The following is a 13,406-nucleotide window of genomic DNA, read 5'->3' as shown; positions in this document are numbered from 1 at the left end:
CTTTGCCTGTCCCTGACGCGTCAGCCCTTGACGCCGCCGGCGAAGGTCTGGACGAGGAATTTCCGGGCGAAACCGAAGGCGACGACGGCAGGCAGCAGGTAGATGAAGGCCAGCGCGGCCAGCAATCCGTAGTCCACCTGGTTGATGCGCATGAAGGCGCGGAACAGGCCGAGCGGCAAAGGTTGCAGCTCTGGCGAAGACAGGAAGATCAGCGGCATCAAGAAGTCACCCCAGGCTGACATGAAGGAGAACAGTCCTGCGGCCGCCAGACCCGGCAAGGCGAGCGGGATCAGCACCCTGCGGATGCGTTGGGTCATTGTCGCACCGTCCATGAGAGCAGCCTCCTCGTAGTCACGCGGAAGGCCGTCAAAGAAAGTCTTCATGATCCAAAGTGCGAGCGGCAACTGCATGGTGGCGAGCACGAGGATCAGCCCGAGATAGCCGTCAATGAACCCGATCCACTGCATGATGTCGCGCGTGTAGCTTCCAAAGATCGGTCGGAGCAAAGCCCGCTCGCCGTTGTTCAAGGCGAGCAGCACCTTGTAGAGTGGGACCACCAAAGCCGTGGGTGGCAGAACACGGATGAGCAGGATCGCATAGAGGAACGGTAGCTTCCACCAGGCGCGAGTCCGTGAAAGCGCGTAGCCCCCGAGCCCGGCGAGAACCATCACCAGGATGGTCGCGGAGCCCACGATGAACAGCGAGTTGAAGAGCCAGCGGGCACCATCTTCTTGGACGAAGACCTTGGTGTAGTTGCTGACCGTCCATTCCTTCGGCCATTGGAGAAACAGTTGCGCGTTTCCGTCGAAAGATGCGAGCAGAACCCAGAAGAACGGCACGACGCAAAAGATCGAGATGATCGACAGCGATGCGTAGGCGAGCAGGTCTGACCGGACCTTGTTTGCGCTCTCGGATGGAGAAACGGCAGCCATGTCAGACCTCTACCTTCACGGATTTCACATAGGCCACGCCGATCACCACGGAAATGAGGAGCACGACCACCGCCACCGCAGCGCCGTAGCCAAGCTGGAAGGCAGTGAACGACTGGTTGTAGATGTAGATGCTGACGAGTTCGGTCGCGCCGCCGGGGCCACCACGGGTCAGGGCGTAGACCAGGCCGAACACGGCGATGGTAGAGACAGCGGAAATCAGCATGTAGAGCATGATTGTCGGCATCATCAGCGGCAACGTGATCCGCCGGAACATCTGGGAAGGCGTCGCGCCGTCCATGCGCGCGGCCTCGTAAATCTCGTTGGGTATCGTGCTGAGGCCTGCAGTGAGCAGGATCATGGCAGTGGCGATGCCGCGCCAAGTGTTGACGATAATGATCATGGCGAGCGGGAACGTGTTCAGCCAGTCCGACGGTTCAATCCCAAGGAACATAACGATACGGCTGAGAGTGGAGCGCTCCCCTCCCGCCAGCATGGAAATCCACATGAAGCCTGCGACCACTTCCGGAGCCGCGTTCGGCAAGAGGATCATTGACGAGAACGTCTTGTGGAACTGCACGGGCCTGCGTAGCGCGATCGCGGAGACAAGACCAAGAACGAACTGGCCGATGATCGCCGAGCCGAGGACGAACAGGAACGTGACAAGGAGGGAGTTCCAGAACTTCGCGTCATTGAAGAGGCGCACGTAGTTGCGAAAGCCGACGAACCGCGGATTCATCGCGCCGGGACCCGTCAGTGCCTCGTTGGTGAAGCTCAGATACACCGAATAGAGCGCCGGATAGATCACGAATGCCAGCAGCAGCAGGATCGACGGCAAAAGGATGATGAGCAGCTGCCTCTTGAGGCGCTTCTCGTGCATGCTCATGGCAGCCATGGCGAGAATCCGTTTCCATTGGGAACTGGAGACGCGAGCGATGTCGCGCCTCCAATATGGGCAGAACGCGGGAGGCTGGTTACTTCACCATTTCCTCACCGAGAGTTTCCTTGACGTAGTCGACCAGGATTTTCTGCGCGCCAGCGGCATCGGTCTCCTTGCGAAGCAAGGCATCCGTGGCACGCGCTACCCCTTCGGAGACGGCCGAGAAGCCTGGCGCGGTCTTGATGAACGTGCCCTTTTCAACCCCGGCGTGCACAGGAACGAGTGCCGAGAGCTTCTTGAATTCCGGGTCATCGCCGGCGTCCCGGCGGCCGGGGATGTTGCCGATCCGCGCGGCATAGGCGACATCGGCCTTGACTGAGCCGATTTCCAGAAGGACCTTCTTGGCCATCTCGACGTCCGACGCCTGTGAGTTCACGGCCCAGGCACTATCGATGTCGACGATGACGTGCTCGCCGCCGTCCTTGCCCGGCATCAACCAGGTGCCGACCGCATTGGCGACGTCGGGGATCGGGTTTTTGCTCTCCGGACCCCAGTCGTAGATATAGCACCATGAACCGCAGGTCGTGGCCGCGAGCTTGCCAGCCGGGAACATCTCGTACTTGGGAACGACCCACGGCTCGGGTCCGAGGAGCGGCTGTACGGGTGTCAGGTCGTTGTTAACGAGTTCGGCGTAGAAGCCGAGGACGTCCTTGATGCCTTCGCTTGTGAGATTGAGTGTGCCGTCGTCGGTGGCAATTTCCGGGGTCGAACTGCCGACCACCAGATACTGGAAGCCTTCGCCGAACGCGCCGCCGCCCCAAGTGAGACCCGCCGGAAACAAAAGACCATATGCGCCGGTCTTCGCCTTGATCTCCTTGGCGCGATCGAGCAGTTCCTGCCAGGTCTTCGGCTGCTCGGTCGAGATGCCTGCCTTATCCAGGATGTCGCGGCGGAAATAGAGCTGCTGGACATTGAGCATGGCAGGCAGGACGTGGATTTGACCATCCTTGTCGGTGACCAGCTTCTTGGAGACATCAAACAGGGCGTCAAAGCCGTCCCAAGCCTTCACTTCGTCCGTAATGGGGGCGATGTAGCCCGCGGCGGCCATGTCGGCGACATCCTGGCCGCGGGGCGCGGTGAACAGGTCAGGAGCATTCCCGGCACCGAGCTCCGTCAACAGCTTGGTCATGTAGTCTTTTTCAGGGGCTGGATACTCGACGATCTCTATCTCGACGCCGAGCTTCTTTTCGATTTCCGGCACGACGGTCTTCAGCGCGTCGATGCGTGCCTGCCGATGTTCGGCGATGCGGATCGTTTCGCCCAGCGATGTGGTGGCCGACATGGCAAGCGCGGCAACGCTGATGCCCGCCAAGAGAAATTTTCTCAGCATGTGCTCCTCCCTAGAGTCTCCTAAACGACCTCCTCGATCGTTGATGAAAAATGTACACGGTTCCGCATCATAATCAAGCCCATCGATTACGCATCACATTTTGTCGCCATTATTGCGATTTCTATTGTGATTTCGGCTGAGATCGTGGTAGTTCGAGTTGTGTAACCGTTTGCACAAATGGAGGAAGCCGTGCGAAACAAAGTTCGACTAGGGGTCATCGGCGCCGGCCTGAAGGCCGCTGACTACGCGCAGAGCTGGGCGCGCATGCCCGAAGTGGAATTCGTCGCCGCCGCAGATGTCAGCGCTGCATCCCGTGCCCGCCTGAGAGACATCTGTGTGAAAGCCGGACAGAGCCCGCCGCGCGAATTTGAGGACTTTCGGGAGATGCTCGCAAAGTGCCGGAACGATCTTGACGCGGTCTATATATCCACGCCTCACTCTTCCCATGGCGAGCAAGCGCTCGCCGTCATCGAGGCGCGCCTCGATCTATTTCTCGAAAAGCCGATGGTGACCACGGTCGCCGAAGCGAAGGCCTTGATCGACGCGCGCTCCCGAACCAACAACACCGTAGTCATCGCCTTCAACGGAGCGCTCTCTCCTCTCGTCCGCGACACACATAAACGTGCATCCGCGGGAGAGTTTGGCGAATTGGTCAGCGTGTCGGCGTCGATATGGGAGAGCTGGCGTTCGAACTATGAGGGTCATTGGAAACAGATGCCCGAGTTGTCGGGCGGCGGCTTCATGTTCGACACCGGCGCTCACATGATGAACACGGTCTGCCTCCTGGTTGGCTCGGAATTCGAGCGCGTCTCTGCCTATATGAACAATTATGGCAAGCCGGTCGACATCACCTGCGCCGTTGCGGCCCGGTTGGAAAACGGTGCCCTGGTCACGTTCAACGCTGCTGGGGAAGGCCCAAAGGGATGCGCGTCACATATGACCCTCTTCTATTCGAAGGCAATTGTGCGCATTGACGCCTGGGGCGCTTGGCGTGAAATCGAAATCGACGGGAAACCCGTGGTGCGCGAAGTCGCCGAAGCAGCTCACCAGGAGAACCCGCTGAAGTCCTTCCTTGCCGTCCGCGCGGGACTGGAAGAAAATCCGTCCACGGTGGAAAATGGTCTTCGCTTTGCCCGGCTGTGGGATGCTATCAAGGCTTCCGCGGCCCGTAATGGCGAATCCATCCGGATCGCCGATATTGGCTAGGAAAGCCTCACCAGGACTGCGATGAACAAACGCATCACTTCCAAGCAGCTTGCGAAACTTGCCGGCGTCTCGTCGGCGACGATCTCCCGTGCGTTTTCATCGGACGCGCGTATCAGCGCGGCGACGCGAAATCGTATCCTGTCGATCGCTCAGGAACACGATTACCAGCCCAACGCTCTCGCCCGCTCGTTGAACAGCCAGCGGTCGCGCCTGGTGGCGCTGGTCGTCAATTCCATTGAAAATCCGGCGGAGGCCGAGCAGCTCCAATATTTGGTGCACCGGCTCCAGGAGAAGGAGCTGCTTCCGATCATCCTCTGCTGCGCAGGCTACGACGACCGGGCGCAATTGATGCGGATGGCCTCGGCTTATCAGGTGGACCATGTCGTTGTGTTTTCGGACATGGTCTCTTTTGACGACGCCATCCAGATTTTTCGGTCGGCCCGTCCGATCATCGTTTCGAACGAGCCTCTCGCCGACAACAACGCCTCGCTCGTTAGGTTCGATGGCGCGCGCGCGGCGCAGGAAGTGGTCGACAAGGCGGTGGCGGCCGGAAAGAGCCACTTCGCCTACCTTACCGGAAGAACATCCAGCTGGATCGACAAACAGCGTAAGGCCTGGTTTGCGGACGCCCTTGGCAAGCATGGTCTCGCCTTCGTGGCGGAAGGCCACGGAGACTACGGCTACGACTCCGGCTTCAAGGAAGCGGTGGTCTTGCTCCGCCGCTCCAAAGTAGATGCAGTCGTCTGCGGAAATGACGTGATGGCAATCGGGGTCAGGGACGCCGCGACGCGAGTACTGGGCAAGCGCGTGCCGGAAGATATCGCGATCATCGGCCAAGACGGCATCGCCATGGCCTCCTGGGAGTGCCATGACCTGACCACGATGGCGCTCGACGGCACCACGTTCATCGACCACGTCGTCCGCTTGATCGAGCGTGACCAGGCGGACGAAGTGCAGCCTGAAACGGTGGTGCTTCACCTCAAGGTTCGGTGGGGATCGACCTGCTGACCCGGCTGAGGTCATGATGTCGCCGACGCAGGCGCATAGGATGCCCGCCTGGTCCGGTGCAGATGGTTAGGAATTTAAATTAGTCGACGTCTTGCTTTAAATCAGACGGGATATCGTTGATCGTGACGAAGAACCCGGCCGGTTCCTGCTGACTGGATCTGCTAACCTCGCGTGGGTGCCAGCTATTGCAGATTTCCTTGCTGGACGCATGGCAGTCATTTCCCTGCTAACTGCAGGAAGCCGTCGGGGATCGCTTTATCCGTGGCCTGGTGCTTCACGATCATGGTCGCGTGACGCCGTTCGGAGAGAGGTTGCACGCCGCGCCGCCATCGGTTCTCCGGTCGATGTAAGAAGAACGGAAATCGTCGCGCGGCATGCTGCGGAATCGCCAATCCGGAAACTCCTCCCGGAGGCCGCAAAAGGTTGGAAGTCTGCCGTTCGTTTCGAACGATGGGAGGAGCGAGATGGGCCGATTCTCGACATTCATCGCGCGGCGCGCATGCTGTGGCTTTCGATCCACAGCGGTCGTTCATTGTAAATGCGCGAGCCAGTTTAGCACGGCCATTCGATTGCCTGCTCCGTTCTATGGCGGAGCTGTCGTCTGCCGGGCCTCGCTTTCCGGCAGCCGCACGGGCTTGGAGAGTTTCGCCAGCGCATCCGCCCTTGCGCAGTGCGGAAAGCCAGCTGCAACTAACTGTCCCAGTCGGGCGTCGCTATTCTCGAATCTGAGATAGCACTGAGTCAGTGCGACGGGCCGCCCGGAGGTTGGGGCCATGTGCGGCCTTACCGCTTCCTCGCGCAGATTGCATAACGATGCTGGCATTGTCTGGCCAGGCCCTTGAAGAAATTCCAGTTCCTAGCCTGCGTGCGATGGATCTCGCGGAGGTCCCTGTCAAGCTCTATGTCGACGAAGCCGGCCTTGCCAAGCAGGTTGGCGACGTCATCGGCCCGCGCACCGGCGGAGAAGTGCACGCGCGAGAGAATGCTGCGATGGGTCGCCATCATTTGCAATGTTCCACTCGGCGCTTCTGCCGTGAGGAACCCCAAGCGCTGGCCCCAGGTGCTGAGTTTCGAAAACAGCCGTTCGAGCGCACTTGTATTGACGAAGTCCCCGTCGACTATCAGCAGCGTACCGCCGGGCCTCAGGACGCGCTGCCATTCCACAAAGGCTGCTGCGGGATCGACGAGCGTCCACACCAGATGTCGGGTAACGACCACATCGTAGTAGCCATCGGGCTCCATGGTGTTTTCGGCGTCGCCGAGCCCGAAGCGGATGGCGCGACCGCGCTTGCGTGCCTTCTCGCGGGCGCGCTCGAGCATCGGTTCGGCCCAGTCGAGGCCTTGGACCTTGAAGCCGAGATCGTCGAGCAGATGCGAGATGACGCCCGTTCCGCTTGCGAGATCCAGGGCAGCGCGGCCGCCGCCCGGTCCGAGGTGCTTGAGAAACAGCCTATGCCATGCCGCACGCTCTTCCTCCGAGAAGATCTCGTGGCCCGGGGAATGATCGAAGGTTGCGGCGCGCTCCGACCAGTAGGCCTTGATTTCGTCCCTCAGGTTGTAGTTCTGCCGATCTAGGGTGTCGCTCATGCTGGTGCTGCTCGTCTCTGTTTGGAGGCGTTCTAAAAGATAAATGTTGACTAATAAAGTCATGAAACATTAGATCGCGTCGATTTTCCCAGCGGAGCAAAAACAATGCGGCTTTTCAACAGGGTGGCTGCGGCCGCCACGGGACTTTGCGTGCTTTTTTCAACGACAGCCTTCGCTGATGTCGTGAAGTTGAAAGACGTCACCGGCCGCGATGTCGAGGTCAATGTACCGGTCGAGCATGTGATCCTCGGTGAGGGGCGCCAGATCTACTTCCTCGGAGCGCTCGACCGCGATGCGCCGTTCAAGCGTGTCGTCGGCTGGCGCGACGATTTGGCAAAAGCCGATCCGGAAAGCTATGCCGCCTATCTTGCCGAATATCCTGACATCGCCGAGCTACCGACCTTCGGTGGCATGAAGGATGGTACCTTCGATATTGAGCAGGCGGTGGCGCTGAAGCCGGATGTCGTCCTGATGAATATCGATGCCAAGACGGCGACGGAAGAGGCGGGCTATATCGAGAAGCTCGAGAAGGTCGGCATCCCGCTCGTCTACGTCGATTTCCGCGAGAGGCCGATGGAAAATACCGAACCGAGCATGCGGCTGATGGGCAAGCTGCTCGGCAAGGAAGAAAAGGCTGAAGAATTCATCAAGTTCCGCGTCGACAACATCGCCAAGGTGACTGACGCTCTGGCAAAGGCGAACCCGAAGAAGCCGCTCGTTTTCGTCGAGCGGGCCGGCGGTTATTCTGACGATTGCTGCATGTCCTTCGGCAACGAGAATTTCGGCAAGATGGTCGAGTTTGCCGGTGGCGTGAACATGGCCAAGGACATCATTCCCGGCACCTTCGGCACCATCAACCCGGAGCAGATTATCGCCGCCAACCCCGATCAGATCATCATTACTGGTGGCAATTGGCAGGGCTATGTGCCGGGCGGCAACTGGGTCGGCGTCGGCTACGGCGCCGATAAAAAAGAGGCCGCACGCAAGCTGGAAAACCTGACCAAGCGGCCGGCCTTCACCGGCGTCAAAGCGGTCAAGGATGGCAACGTGCATGCCATCTGGCACCAGTTCTACAACAACCCCTATCAGTTCGTCGCGATCCAGCAGATTGCCAAGTGGCTGCACCCGGATCTCTTCGCTGACCTCGATCCGGAGGCGACCTTTACGGAGTTGCACGAGCGCTTCCTGCCGCTTCCCTACAAAAGCGGCTACTTCGTCTCGCTGAACGTCAGCCAATAAACGCATTGGCGGCCGGCGGACGGGAGGTCCCCAGCGCCGCGATCGAAAGGAATGAGAATGTGGATCTTCAGGAAAATCGCTGTTACGCTGTTTGCCGCGATCGTGCTGGTGGCGGTGCCAGTGAGCGCGGCGGAAATCGTCGATGTCACCGGCCGCCGGGTCGAAATCGCCTTACCCGCCAAGCGCATATTGCTGGGCGAGGCCCGGCAGATCCATGTGGCCGCGGCGCTAAAAGGCGAGCATGTCTTCGATACGATCGTCGGCTGGCGCGACGATCTGCTGAAGAAGGATCCGGACTCCTACGCGGCCTATGTCGAGCGCTTCCCCGAGATCGAGAAGCTGCCGCGCTTCGGCTATATTCCGTCGGGCGATTTCAGTCTGGAAGCAGCGATCGCGCTCCAGCCGGATGTGCTGACGCTGAACCTCGAGGCACAGAAGGCGGTCGAGGAATCGGGCTTCATAGAAAAGGCTGCGGCTGCCGGCATTGCCGTCGTCTATCTCGATTTCCGCGTCGATCCGGCCGCAAATAGCGAGAAATCCGTTGAAATCCTTGGCCAACTCTTCGGCGCCGAGGCGAAGGCGCGCGAATTCATCGAATATCGCAATGCTCAGATCGCACTGGTGACGGACCGTCTGAAGAAGGCCGGCGCGATCACGCGTCCGAAAGTCTTCATCGAGCGCTCTCCCGGCATTACCGGCGAAGTCGTCTGCTGCCGAACTTTCGGCCCCGCAAACTTCGGCGAGATGGTGGAGAAGGCCGGCGGCCACAACATCGGCTCCGACGTCATCAAGGGCACCTTCGGCGACCTCAATCCCGAGCAGCTCATCGTCAGCGATCCCGATCATGTCATCATCACCGGCAGCAACTGGTCGGCGGAATCCGATCTCAACCAGTTCGTCAGCGTCGGCCGCGACGCCGATGCGGCCGCAGCACAGGAGCGCCTGCGCGGCCTGATGCAGCGCCCCGGCTTCCCAGGTCTGAAGGCGGTGAAAGAGGGCAATGTGCATGCGGCCTGGCATCAGTTCTACGGCGCGCCCTACGAGTTCGTGCCGATCCAGCAATTCGCCAAATGGTTCCATCCGGAGCTTTTCGCCGACATCGATCCGGACCGAACCTATCGCGAGTTTCACGAGAAGTTCCTGCCTGTGACCTATCGCCCAGGCTACTTCGTCTCACTTCCGAAGGATGGTGAATAATGGTTGCCGTGACTGACGCGATCCCTGGAATCGAAGGGCGAGAGCGCTATCGCGCCCTCGTTCTGCGCCGTCTGCTGTTGATCTTCTGTCTGCTCGGCGCGCTCTTTGCCTCGGTTGCAATCGACATGGCGCTCGGCCCCGCGAACTATCCGCTCGCCGATGTGCTGACGGCGCTGTTTCGCCCGGAGACGGTGAGCGACCAACTCCGGGTGGTGATCTGGGACATTCGCATGCCGATCGCCCTGATGGCGGTGACGGTCGGCGCCTCGCTGTCAGTCGCCGGCGCGCAGATGCAGACGATTCTGGCCAATCCGCTGGCAAGCCCCTTCACGCTCGGAATATCCGCAGCGGCGGGCTTCGGCGCGGCCCTCGGCCTCGTTGCCGGGGTCGCGATCTTTCCCATCGCGGTCCAATACATGGTGCCGATCAACGCCTTCCTGATGGCGATGGTCGCGGCGCTCTTCATCCACTTCGCCTCCACCATGCGCGGCGTCACGGTCGAAACCATCGTGCTTCTCGGCATCGCACTCGTCTTCACCTTCAACGCCGCGCTGTCGCTGCTCGAATATCTCGCCTCCGAACAGGCACTCGCCGCCGTCGTGTTCTGGACGATGGGCAGCCTCACCAAGGCGACTTGGCCGAAGGTCTGGATCACCGGCGCCGTGCTCCTTTTCGCCGTTCCGCTCTTTGCCCGGCGCGCCTGGGCGCTGACGGCGCTTCGGCTCGGTGACGACAAGGCGGCGAGCTTCGGCATCAATGTCCGCCGCCTGCGGCTCGAAGCGATGATGACGGTGAGCCTGCTTGCGGCGATCCCGGTCTCCTTCGTCGGGACCATCGGCTTCGTTGGTCTCGTCGGGCCGCATATCGCCCGCATGCTGGTCGGCGAGGATCAGCGCTTCTTCCTGCCGGCCTCCGTGCTGTGCGGCGCGCTTTTGCTTTCGGTCACCTCGGTCGTCAGCAAGATGCTGATCCCGGGCGCGGTGTTGCCGATCGGCGTCATCACCGCGCTCGTCGGCGTGCCCTTCTTCTTCGTGCTGATTTTCACTAACAGGAGGCGCGCATGGTAAGCCTGACGCTGGAAAAGGTCGGGGCGAACTACGGCCGGCGCACGGTGCTGTCGGACGTCAATACTGGGATATTGCGCGGAGGCGGCCTGACGGCGGTGATCGGCCCGAATGCTGCCGGTAAGTCGACGCTGTTCAAGCGCATTGCGGGCCTGACGTCAGGTCCTGGCACCGTCCATTTGTCCGACGCGGCCAAAGGGCCTGAAGGCATCTGTTACATGCCGCAGGATACCGGTGCCAACGCCGTACTCACCGTCTACGAGTCGGTGCTCCTCTCGGCCAAGCAGGGCTCCGGCTGGAAGGTGAAGGACGGCGAGCTCGCCGAGATCGACCGGGTGCTTGGCGAGCTCCGGATAGCTGATCTCGCCTTTCGCGGCCTCGGCGAACTCTCAGGCGGCCAGCGTCAGCTGGTTTCGATTGCTCAAGCCCTGGTGCGCAGACCGGAAGTGCTGATGATGGACGAGCCGACCTCGGCGCTTGATCTCTTCCGGCAAATCGAGGTGCTCGGCTTCATGAAGCGCCTGTCGGCGCAGTCGGGAATGGCGGTGCTGATCGCGCTGCACGATCTGAACCATGCGCTGCGCTATTGCGACGACACGATCGTCATCAGTGATGGTTCGGTCGTGGCGAGCGGCCGAACCCATGAGGTCATCACCGCGGATATGCTGCGCTCGGTCTACCGTGTGGAGGCCCGTGTCGAGGCCTGCTCGATGGGCCGCCCAGTCGTCATTGTCGATGGGTCTCTCTGAAGGCGACGAATACGGCAGCCCCACGGCGCCGTCGTTCGCTAGACCGAACGGCTCGGCCGCCTAGTCTTAATAAACGATATGGCAATTTTGTTAAATAACGCAGTCGCTTGTTTAACAGGAGCCTTGGTTCGAATCGCCAAGACGGGAGATGATCCCGTGATCAGGTTTGCCAGTCGAGTCCGATAACCTCCGCATCGCTCCCATAACAAGCAAGGGGAACGATATGTCTCATTTCATGATGAACCGCCGAGGGTAACCGGGTGGCAAACGGGTGCCCTCCTAGCCTCACCGCTAGACCGAACATCAAGGCTGTCGGAGCGGTGCCCGAGGGAGCGTTGCTCCTGGTTGCAAATCATTTGGCTCGCTATCGGGCCAGACGGATCGCACCCGGATTGTTGATGGTGTTGTTCGCGAGCGCCGCCTTGCAATCCAGCTTGAAGCTGCTGTTGCCGATCATCGTGATTTCCTGCGCGACGATGCGTACGCATTCGCCGCCGGTGGAGCCATTGCCGGCATACTGGATCTCACGTGACGCCGGCATGTAGATGATGCCCGCAAGCGACGAGGCGCTGTTGCCGTTGATCACGGCCGTCTCCGTGTTGTTCCTGGCGGCAACGATCGAGAAACCTGCCCAGTCACCGGTCAGCGACGGCGTGATCTTGAAGGTCGAGCCGCCGTGAATGTCGAGTTGGGCACCGTTCATCAGGAAGAAGGTGACGCCCTCACCCGTGAGCACCGACTGGCTGGCAAGTTTCAGAGTGCCGCCATTGATGATGTAGGAGCCCGGCCGCAGAAGGACCCCGCCCTTGATCTCCAAGCCGCCGTAGGTGCCGGGCTTCAGTTCGACAGTGTAGCCGGCGGGTGCGTTGTTCGGTGTCTTGCTCGTACCATTGCAGTCGCCATTGCCGCCACCGCCGGCCACGAAGTTCTGTCCGCATCCGGACAGGTTCACCCAGCTCCCGGTCGTCGGCATTTTCTTGAACCGGAAGGGGTCCGGGATCGGTGGAACACCTTCCACCGCCTTGCCGCAGGCGAGCTCGAGATTGGCAAGCGTCGCCGAAACCTTGCCCGTTGCATAAAGACACTCTGCCTTGAGAGTGGCCGACCCACTGAGATAGATCGACTGTGCGTCGCTCGAATCCGACGTGATGGTACAGCCGGAGGTATCGACAGTGGCACTGCCGCTCACTTCGAACGCCCGGGATGCGGTCGGGTGGAGTGCCAGAATGCAGGCTTCCCGCCCCGGCATGCGCGCCGCAACGCTTTCGCGATCGATCGTATAGGGTTGGAGTCCCCAGAACAGCGGAGCGTATTTGAGCTCATAGGTCGTCGTCGCCGTGCTTTCGACGCCGAGGGTGCCAAAAGTAACCTTGATCGCCTGCGTTGCCACCGGCGTCGAACTGCCCAACCCGATATCGTCGATAATCTCCGGCACGCCGAAATTGGCGAAGAAGATGTTGTTCGCCAGGTCCTTCGCTTTGGCTTCATCCTCCCCTTCGCCATAGGATTTGACCGCGGAAAAGGCGGCCGCATCGAGCGCGTCCTGCATCTTGGCGGATTCGAGATTGATGCGGGCGAGATTGATGGCGATGGAAGCGCCCGTGAACAACGGGATTATCACCAGAGCAGTCATGACGGCAAAGTTGCCGTTTTCGTCCTTAAGGATGCGGACGAGGTTGTTCTTCAGATCGCTTAGCATCTTGTTTGTTGCCCCCTCAACAGATCACGACGACTTCGGAGCCAGGTGGCCCCAAAGCAATAGAGGTAATCTATTCCAATGAGTTGGAGCTAGATGCGGCCAGCTGGCTACGTCCCCTCCCTGCGCTCCAAAACAGATTGCTAATTTAGTTATCAATCGTAGAGAAATAGCTTCAGAAATTGTTAAACTTTGTGGCATCCGGCGCTGTGCGGGGGAATCCACCGCGGAAACGGGCGGGTGCCTGCCCGTGCTGCCGCCCTGGGTATCGTTGGGGCCGCTCTGCGGCGGTGTTTGTTTCCGATTTGTGCGTCTGGGATCGCATAATGTATCGGGCCTTTATCAACCAAAGACAGCAAGAAGCTTGATGCTCAAGGGCTACCATGCGATTCTTCGGGCATGATCAGAAGGAGACGAGAATGTCGGAGATGCTTGCAGCGCTTACCAACATTCGGACCGCG

The 13,406-nt window shown here is 60.2% G+C and carries 12 protein-coding genes and 1 pseudogene; 7 read left to right on the top strand and 6 right to left on the bottom strand.

All coding sequences use genetic code 11. From position 1 onward, the window contains the following. Positions 1-20 precede the first annotated feature (20 nt). From BKP54_RS31875 to BKP54_RS31865, 3 genes are all read right to left on the bottom strand, one after another. Entirely contained in the window at positions 21-932 is a 912-nt protein-coding gene (locus BKP54_RS31875) for a carbohydrate ABC transporter permease (protein ID WP_025430941.1), read from the bottom strand. Position 933: 1 nt separating this feature from the next. Further along, entirely contained in the window at positions 934-1,815 is an 882-nt protein-coding gene (locus BKP54_RS31870) for a sugar ABC transporter permease (RefSeq protein WP_128090550.1), read from the bottom strand. Between the two features lie 88 nt (positions 1,816-1,903). Next, on the bottom strand, positions 1,904-3,196 hold the full coding sequence (locus BKP54_RS31865; protein WP_084815502.1) for an extracellular solute-binding protein: 1,293 nt from the start codon (positions 3,194-3,196) through the stop codon (positions 1,904-1,906). Between the two features lie 192 nt (positions 3,197-3,388). Between BKP54_RS31865 and BKP54_RS31860 the strand changes: the two genes are divergently transcribed. The 3 genes and pseudogenes from BKP54_RS31860 to BKP54_RS36930 form a co-directional block, all read left to right on the top strand. Then, positions 3,389-4,405 (top strand): Gfo/Idh/MocA family oxidoreductase, encoded by a 1,017-nt coding sequence (locus tag BKP54_RS31860; RefSeq protein ID WP_128090545.1) that lies wholly within the window; start codon positions 3,389-3,391, stop codon positions 4,403-4,405. Between the two features lie 21 nt (positions 4,406-4,426). Continuing rightward, on the top strand, positions 4,427-5,413 hold the full coding sequence (locus BKP54_RS31855; RefSeq protein WP_084815485.1) for a LacI family DNA-binding transcriptional regulator: 987 nt from the start codon (positions 4,427-4,429) through the stop codon (positions 5,411-5,413). A gap of 85 nt (positions 5,414-5,498) precedes the next feature. Further along, positions 5,499-5,642 (top strand): annotated as a pseudogene (locus BKP54_RS36930) (AAA family ATPase); the annotation flags it as partial. On the opposite strand, the gene BKP54_RS35965 reads toward BKP54_RS36930, so the two are convergent. Both BKP54_RS35965 and BKP54_RS31845 read right to left on the bottom strand, forming a co-directional pair. Next, a complete protein-coding gene (locus tag BKP54_RS35965) occupies positions 5,629-5,805 on the bottom strand; it encodes a hypothetical protein (protein WP_158071742.1) in 177 nt (58 codons plus the stop codon). The pseudogene BKP54_RS36930 and the gene BKP54_RS35965 sit on opposite strands and share 14 nt — an antisense overlap. 391 nt (positions 5,806-6,196) lie before the next feature. Continuing rightward, complete coding sequence (locus BKP54_RS31845) at positions 6,197-7,000, bottom strand: class I SAM-dependent methyltransferase (protein WP_084815484.1); 804 nt, start codon at positions 6,998-7,000, stop codon at positions 6,197-6,199. A 105-nt stretch (positions 7,001-7,105) separates the two neighbouring features. Here BKP54_RS31845 and BKP54_RS31840 point away from each other — a divergent pair, with 105 nt between their 5' ends. Genes BKP54_RS31840 through BKP54_RS31825 form a run of 4 tightly spaced genes read left to right on the top strand, consistent with a single transcriptional unit; the run spans position 7,106 to position 11,249 of the window. Beyond that, a complete protein-coding gene (locus BKP54_RS31840; RefSeq protein WP_025430934.1) occupies positions 7,106-8,239 on the top strand; it encodes an ABC transporter substrate-binding protein in 1,134 nt (377 codons plus the stop codon). A gap of 51 nt (positions 8,240-8,290) precedes the next feature. Next, entirely contained in the window at positions 8,291-9,436 is a 1,146-nt protein-coding gene (locus BKP54_RS31835) for an ABC transporter substrate-binding protein (protein WP_084815483.1), read from the top strand. Beyond that, entirely contained in the window at positions 9,436-10,503 is a 1,068-nt protein-coding gene (locus BKP54_RS31830; protein WP_084815482.1) for an iron ABC transporter permease, read from the top strand. The genes BKP54_RS31835 and BKP54_RS31830 overlap by 1 nt, the downstream gene beginning before the upstream one ends. Continuing rightward, the gene (locus BKP54_RS31825; protein WP_084815481.1) at positions 10,497-11,249 is read left to right on the top strand and encodes an ABC transporter ATP-binding protein; all 753 of its coding nucleotides are present in this window, start codon (positions 10,497-10,499) and stop codon (positions 11,247-11,249) included. The genes BKP54_RS31830 and BKP54_RS31825 overlap by 7 nt, the downstream gene beginning before the upstream one ends. Positions 11,250-11,613: 364 nt before the next feature. Here BKP54_RS31825 and BKP54_RS31820 read toward each other — a convergent pair whose 3' ends face one another. Continuing rightward, positions 11,614-12,948, bottom strand: a complete 1,335-nt coding sequence (locus BKP54_RS31820) for a TadE/TadG family type IV pilus assembly protein (RefSeq protein ID WP_084815480.1) — start codon at positions 12,946-12,948, stop codon at positions 11,614-11,616. Between the last annotated feature and the right edge of the window lie 458 nt (positions 12,949-13,406).

Origin of the sequence: Ensifer sp. 1H6, from assembly GCF_001976035.1 — a bacterium.
Taxonomy (GTDB): Bacteria; Pseudomonadota; Alphaproteobacteria; order Rhizobiales; family Rhizobiaceae; genus Ensifer; species Ensifer canadensis.
The sequence above is the reverse complement of the archived record's forward strand: the minus strand, read 5'-3'. Positions and strand labels throughout refer to the sequence as shown.

What these genes read in the sequence shown, in the direction of transcription:
- BKP54_RS31870 (WP_128090550.1), bottom strand. Translation starts at nt 1,815, where the DNA reads ATGAGCATGCACGAGAAGCGCCTCAAGAGGCAGCTGCTCATCATCCTT.
- BKP54_RS31845 (WP_084815484.1), bottom strand. Translation starts at nt 7,000, where the DNA reads ATGAGCGACACCCTAGATCGGCAGAACTACAACCTGAGGGACGAAATC.
- BKP54_RS31825 (WP_084815481.1), top strand. Translation starts at nt 10,497, where the DNA reads ATGGTAAGCCTGACGCTGGAAAAGGTCGGGGCGAACTACGGCCGGCGC.
- BKP54_RS31835 (WP_084815483.1), top strand. Translation starts at nt 8,291, where the DNA reads ATGAGAATGTGGATCTTCAGGAAAATCGCTGTTACGCTGTTTGCCGCG.
- BKP54_RS31875 (WP_025430941.1), bottom strand. Translation starts at nt 932, where the DNA reads ATGGCTGCCGTTTCTCCATCCGAGAGCGCAAACAAGGTCCGGTCAGAC.
- BKP54_RS31820 (WP_084815480.1), bottom strand. Translation starts at nt 12,948, where the DNA reads ATGCTAAGCGATCTGAAGAACAACCTCGTCCGCATCCTTAAGGACGAA.
- BKP54_RS31840 (WP_025430934.1), top strand. Translation starts at nt 7,106, where the DNA reads ATGCGGCTTTTCAACAGGGTGGCTGCGGCCGCCACGGGACTTTGCGTG.
- BKP54_RS31830 (WP_084815482.1), top strand. Translation starts at nt 9,436, where the DNA reads ATGGTTGCCGTGACTGACGCGATCCCTGGAATCGAAGGGCGAGAGCGC.
- BKP54_RS31855 (WP_084815485.1), top strand. Translation starts at nt 4,427, where the DNA reads ATGAACAAACGCATCACTTCCAAGCAGCTTGCGAAACTTGCCGGCGTC.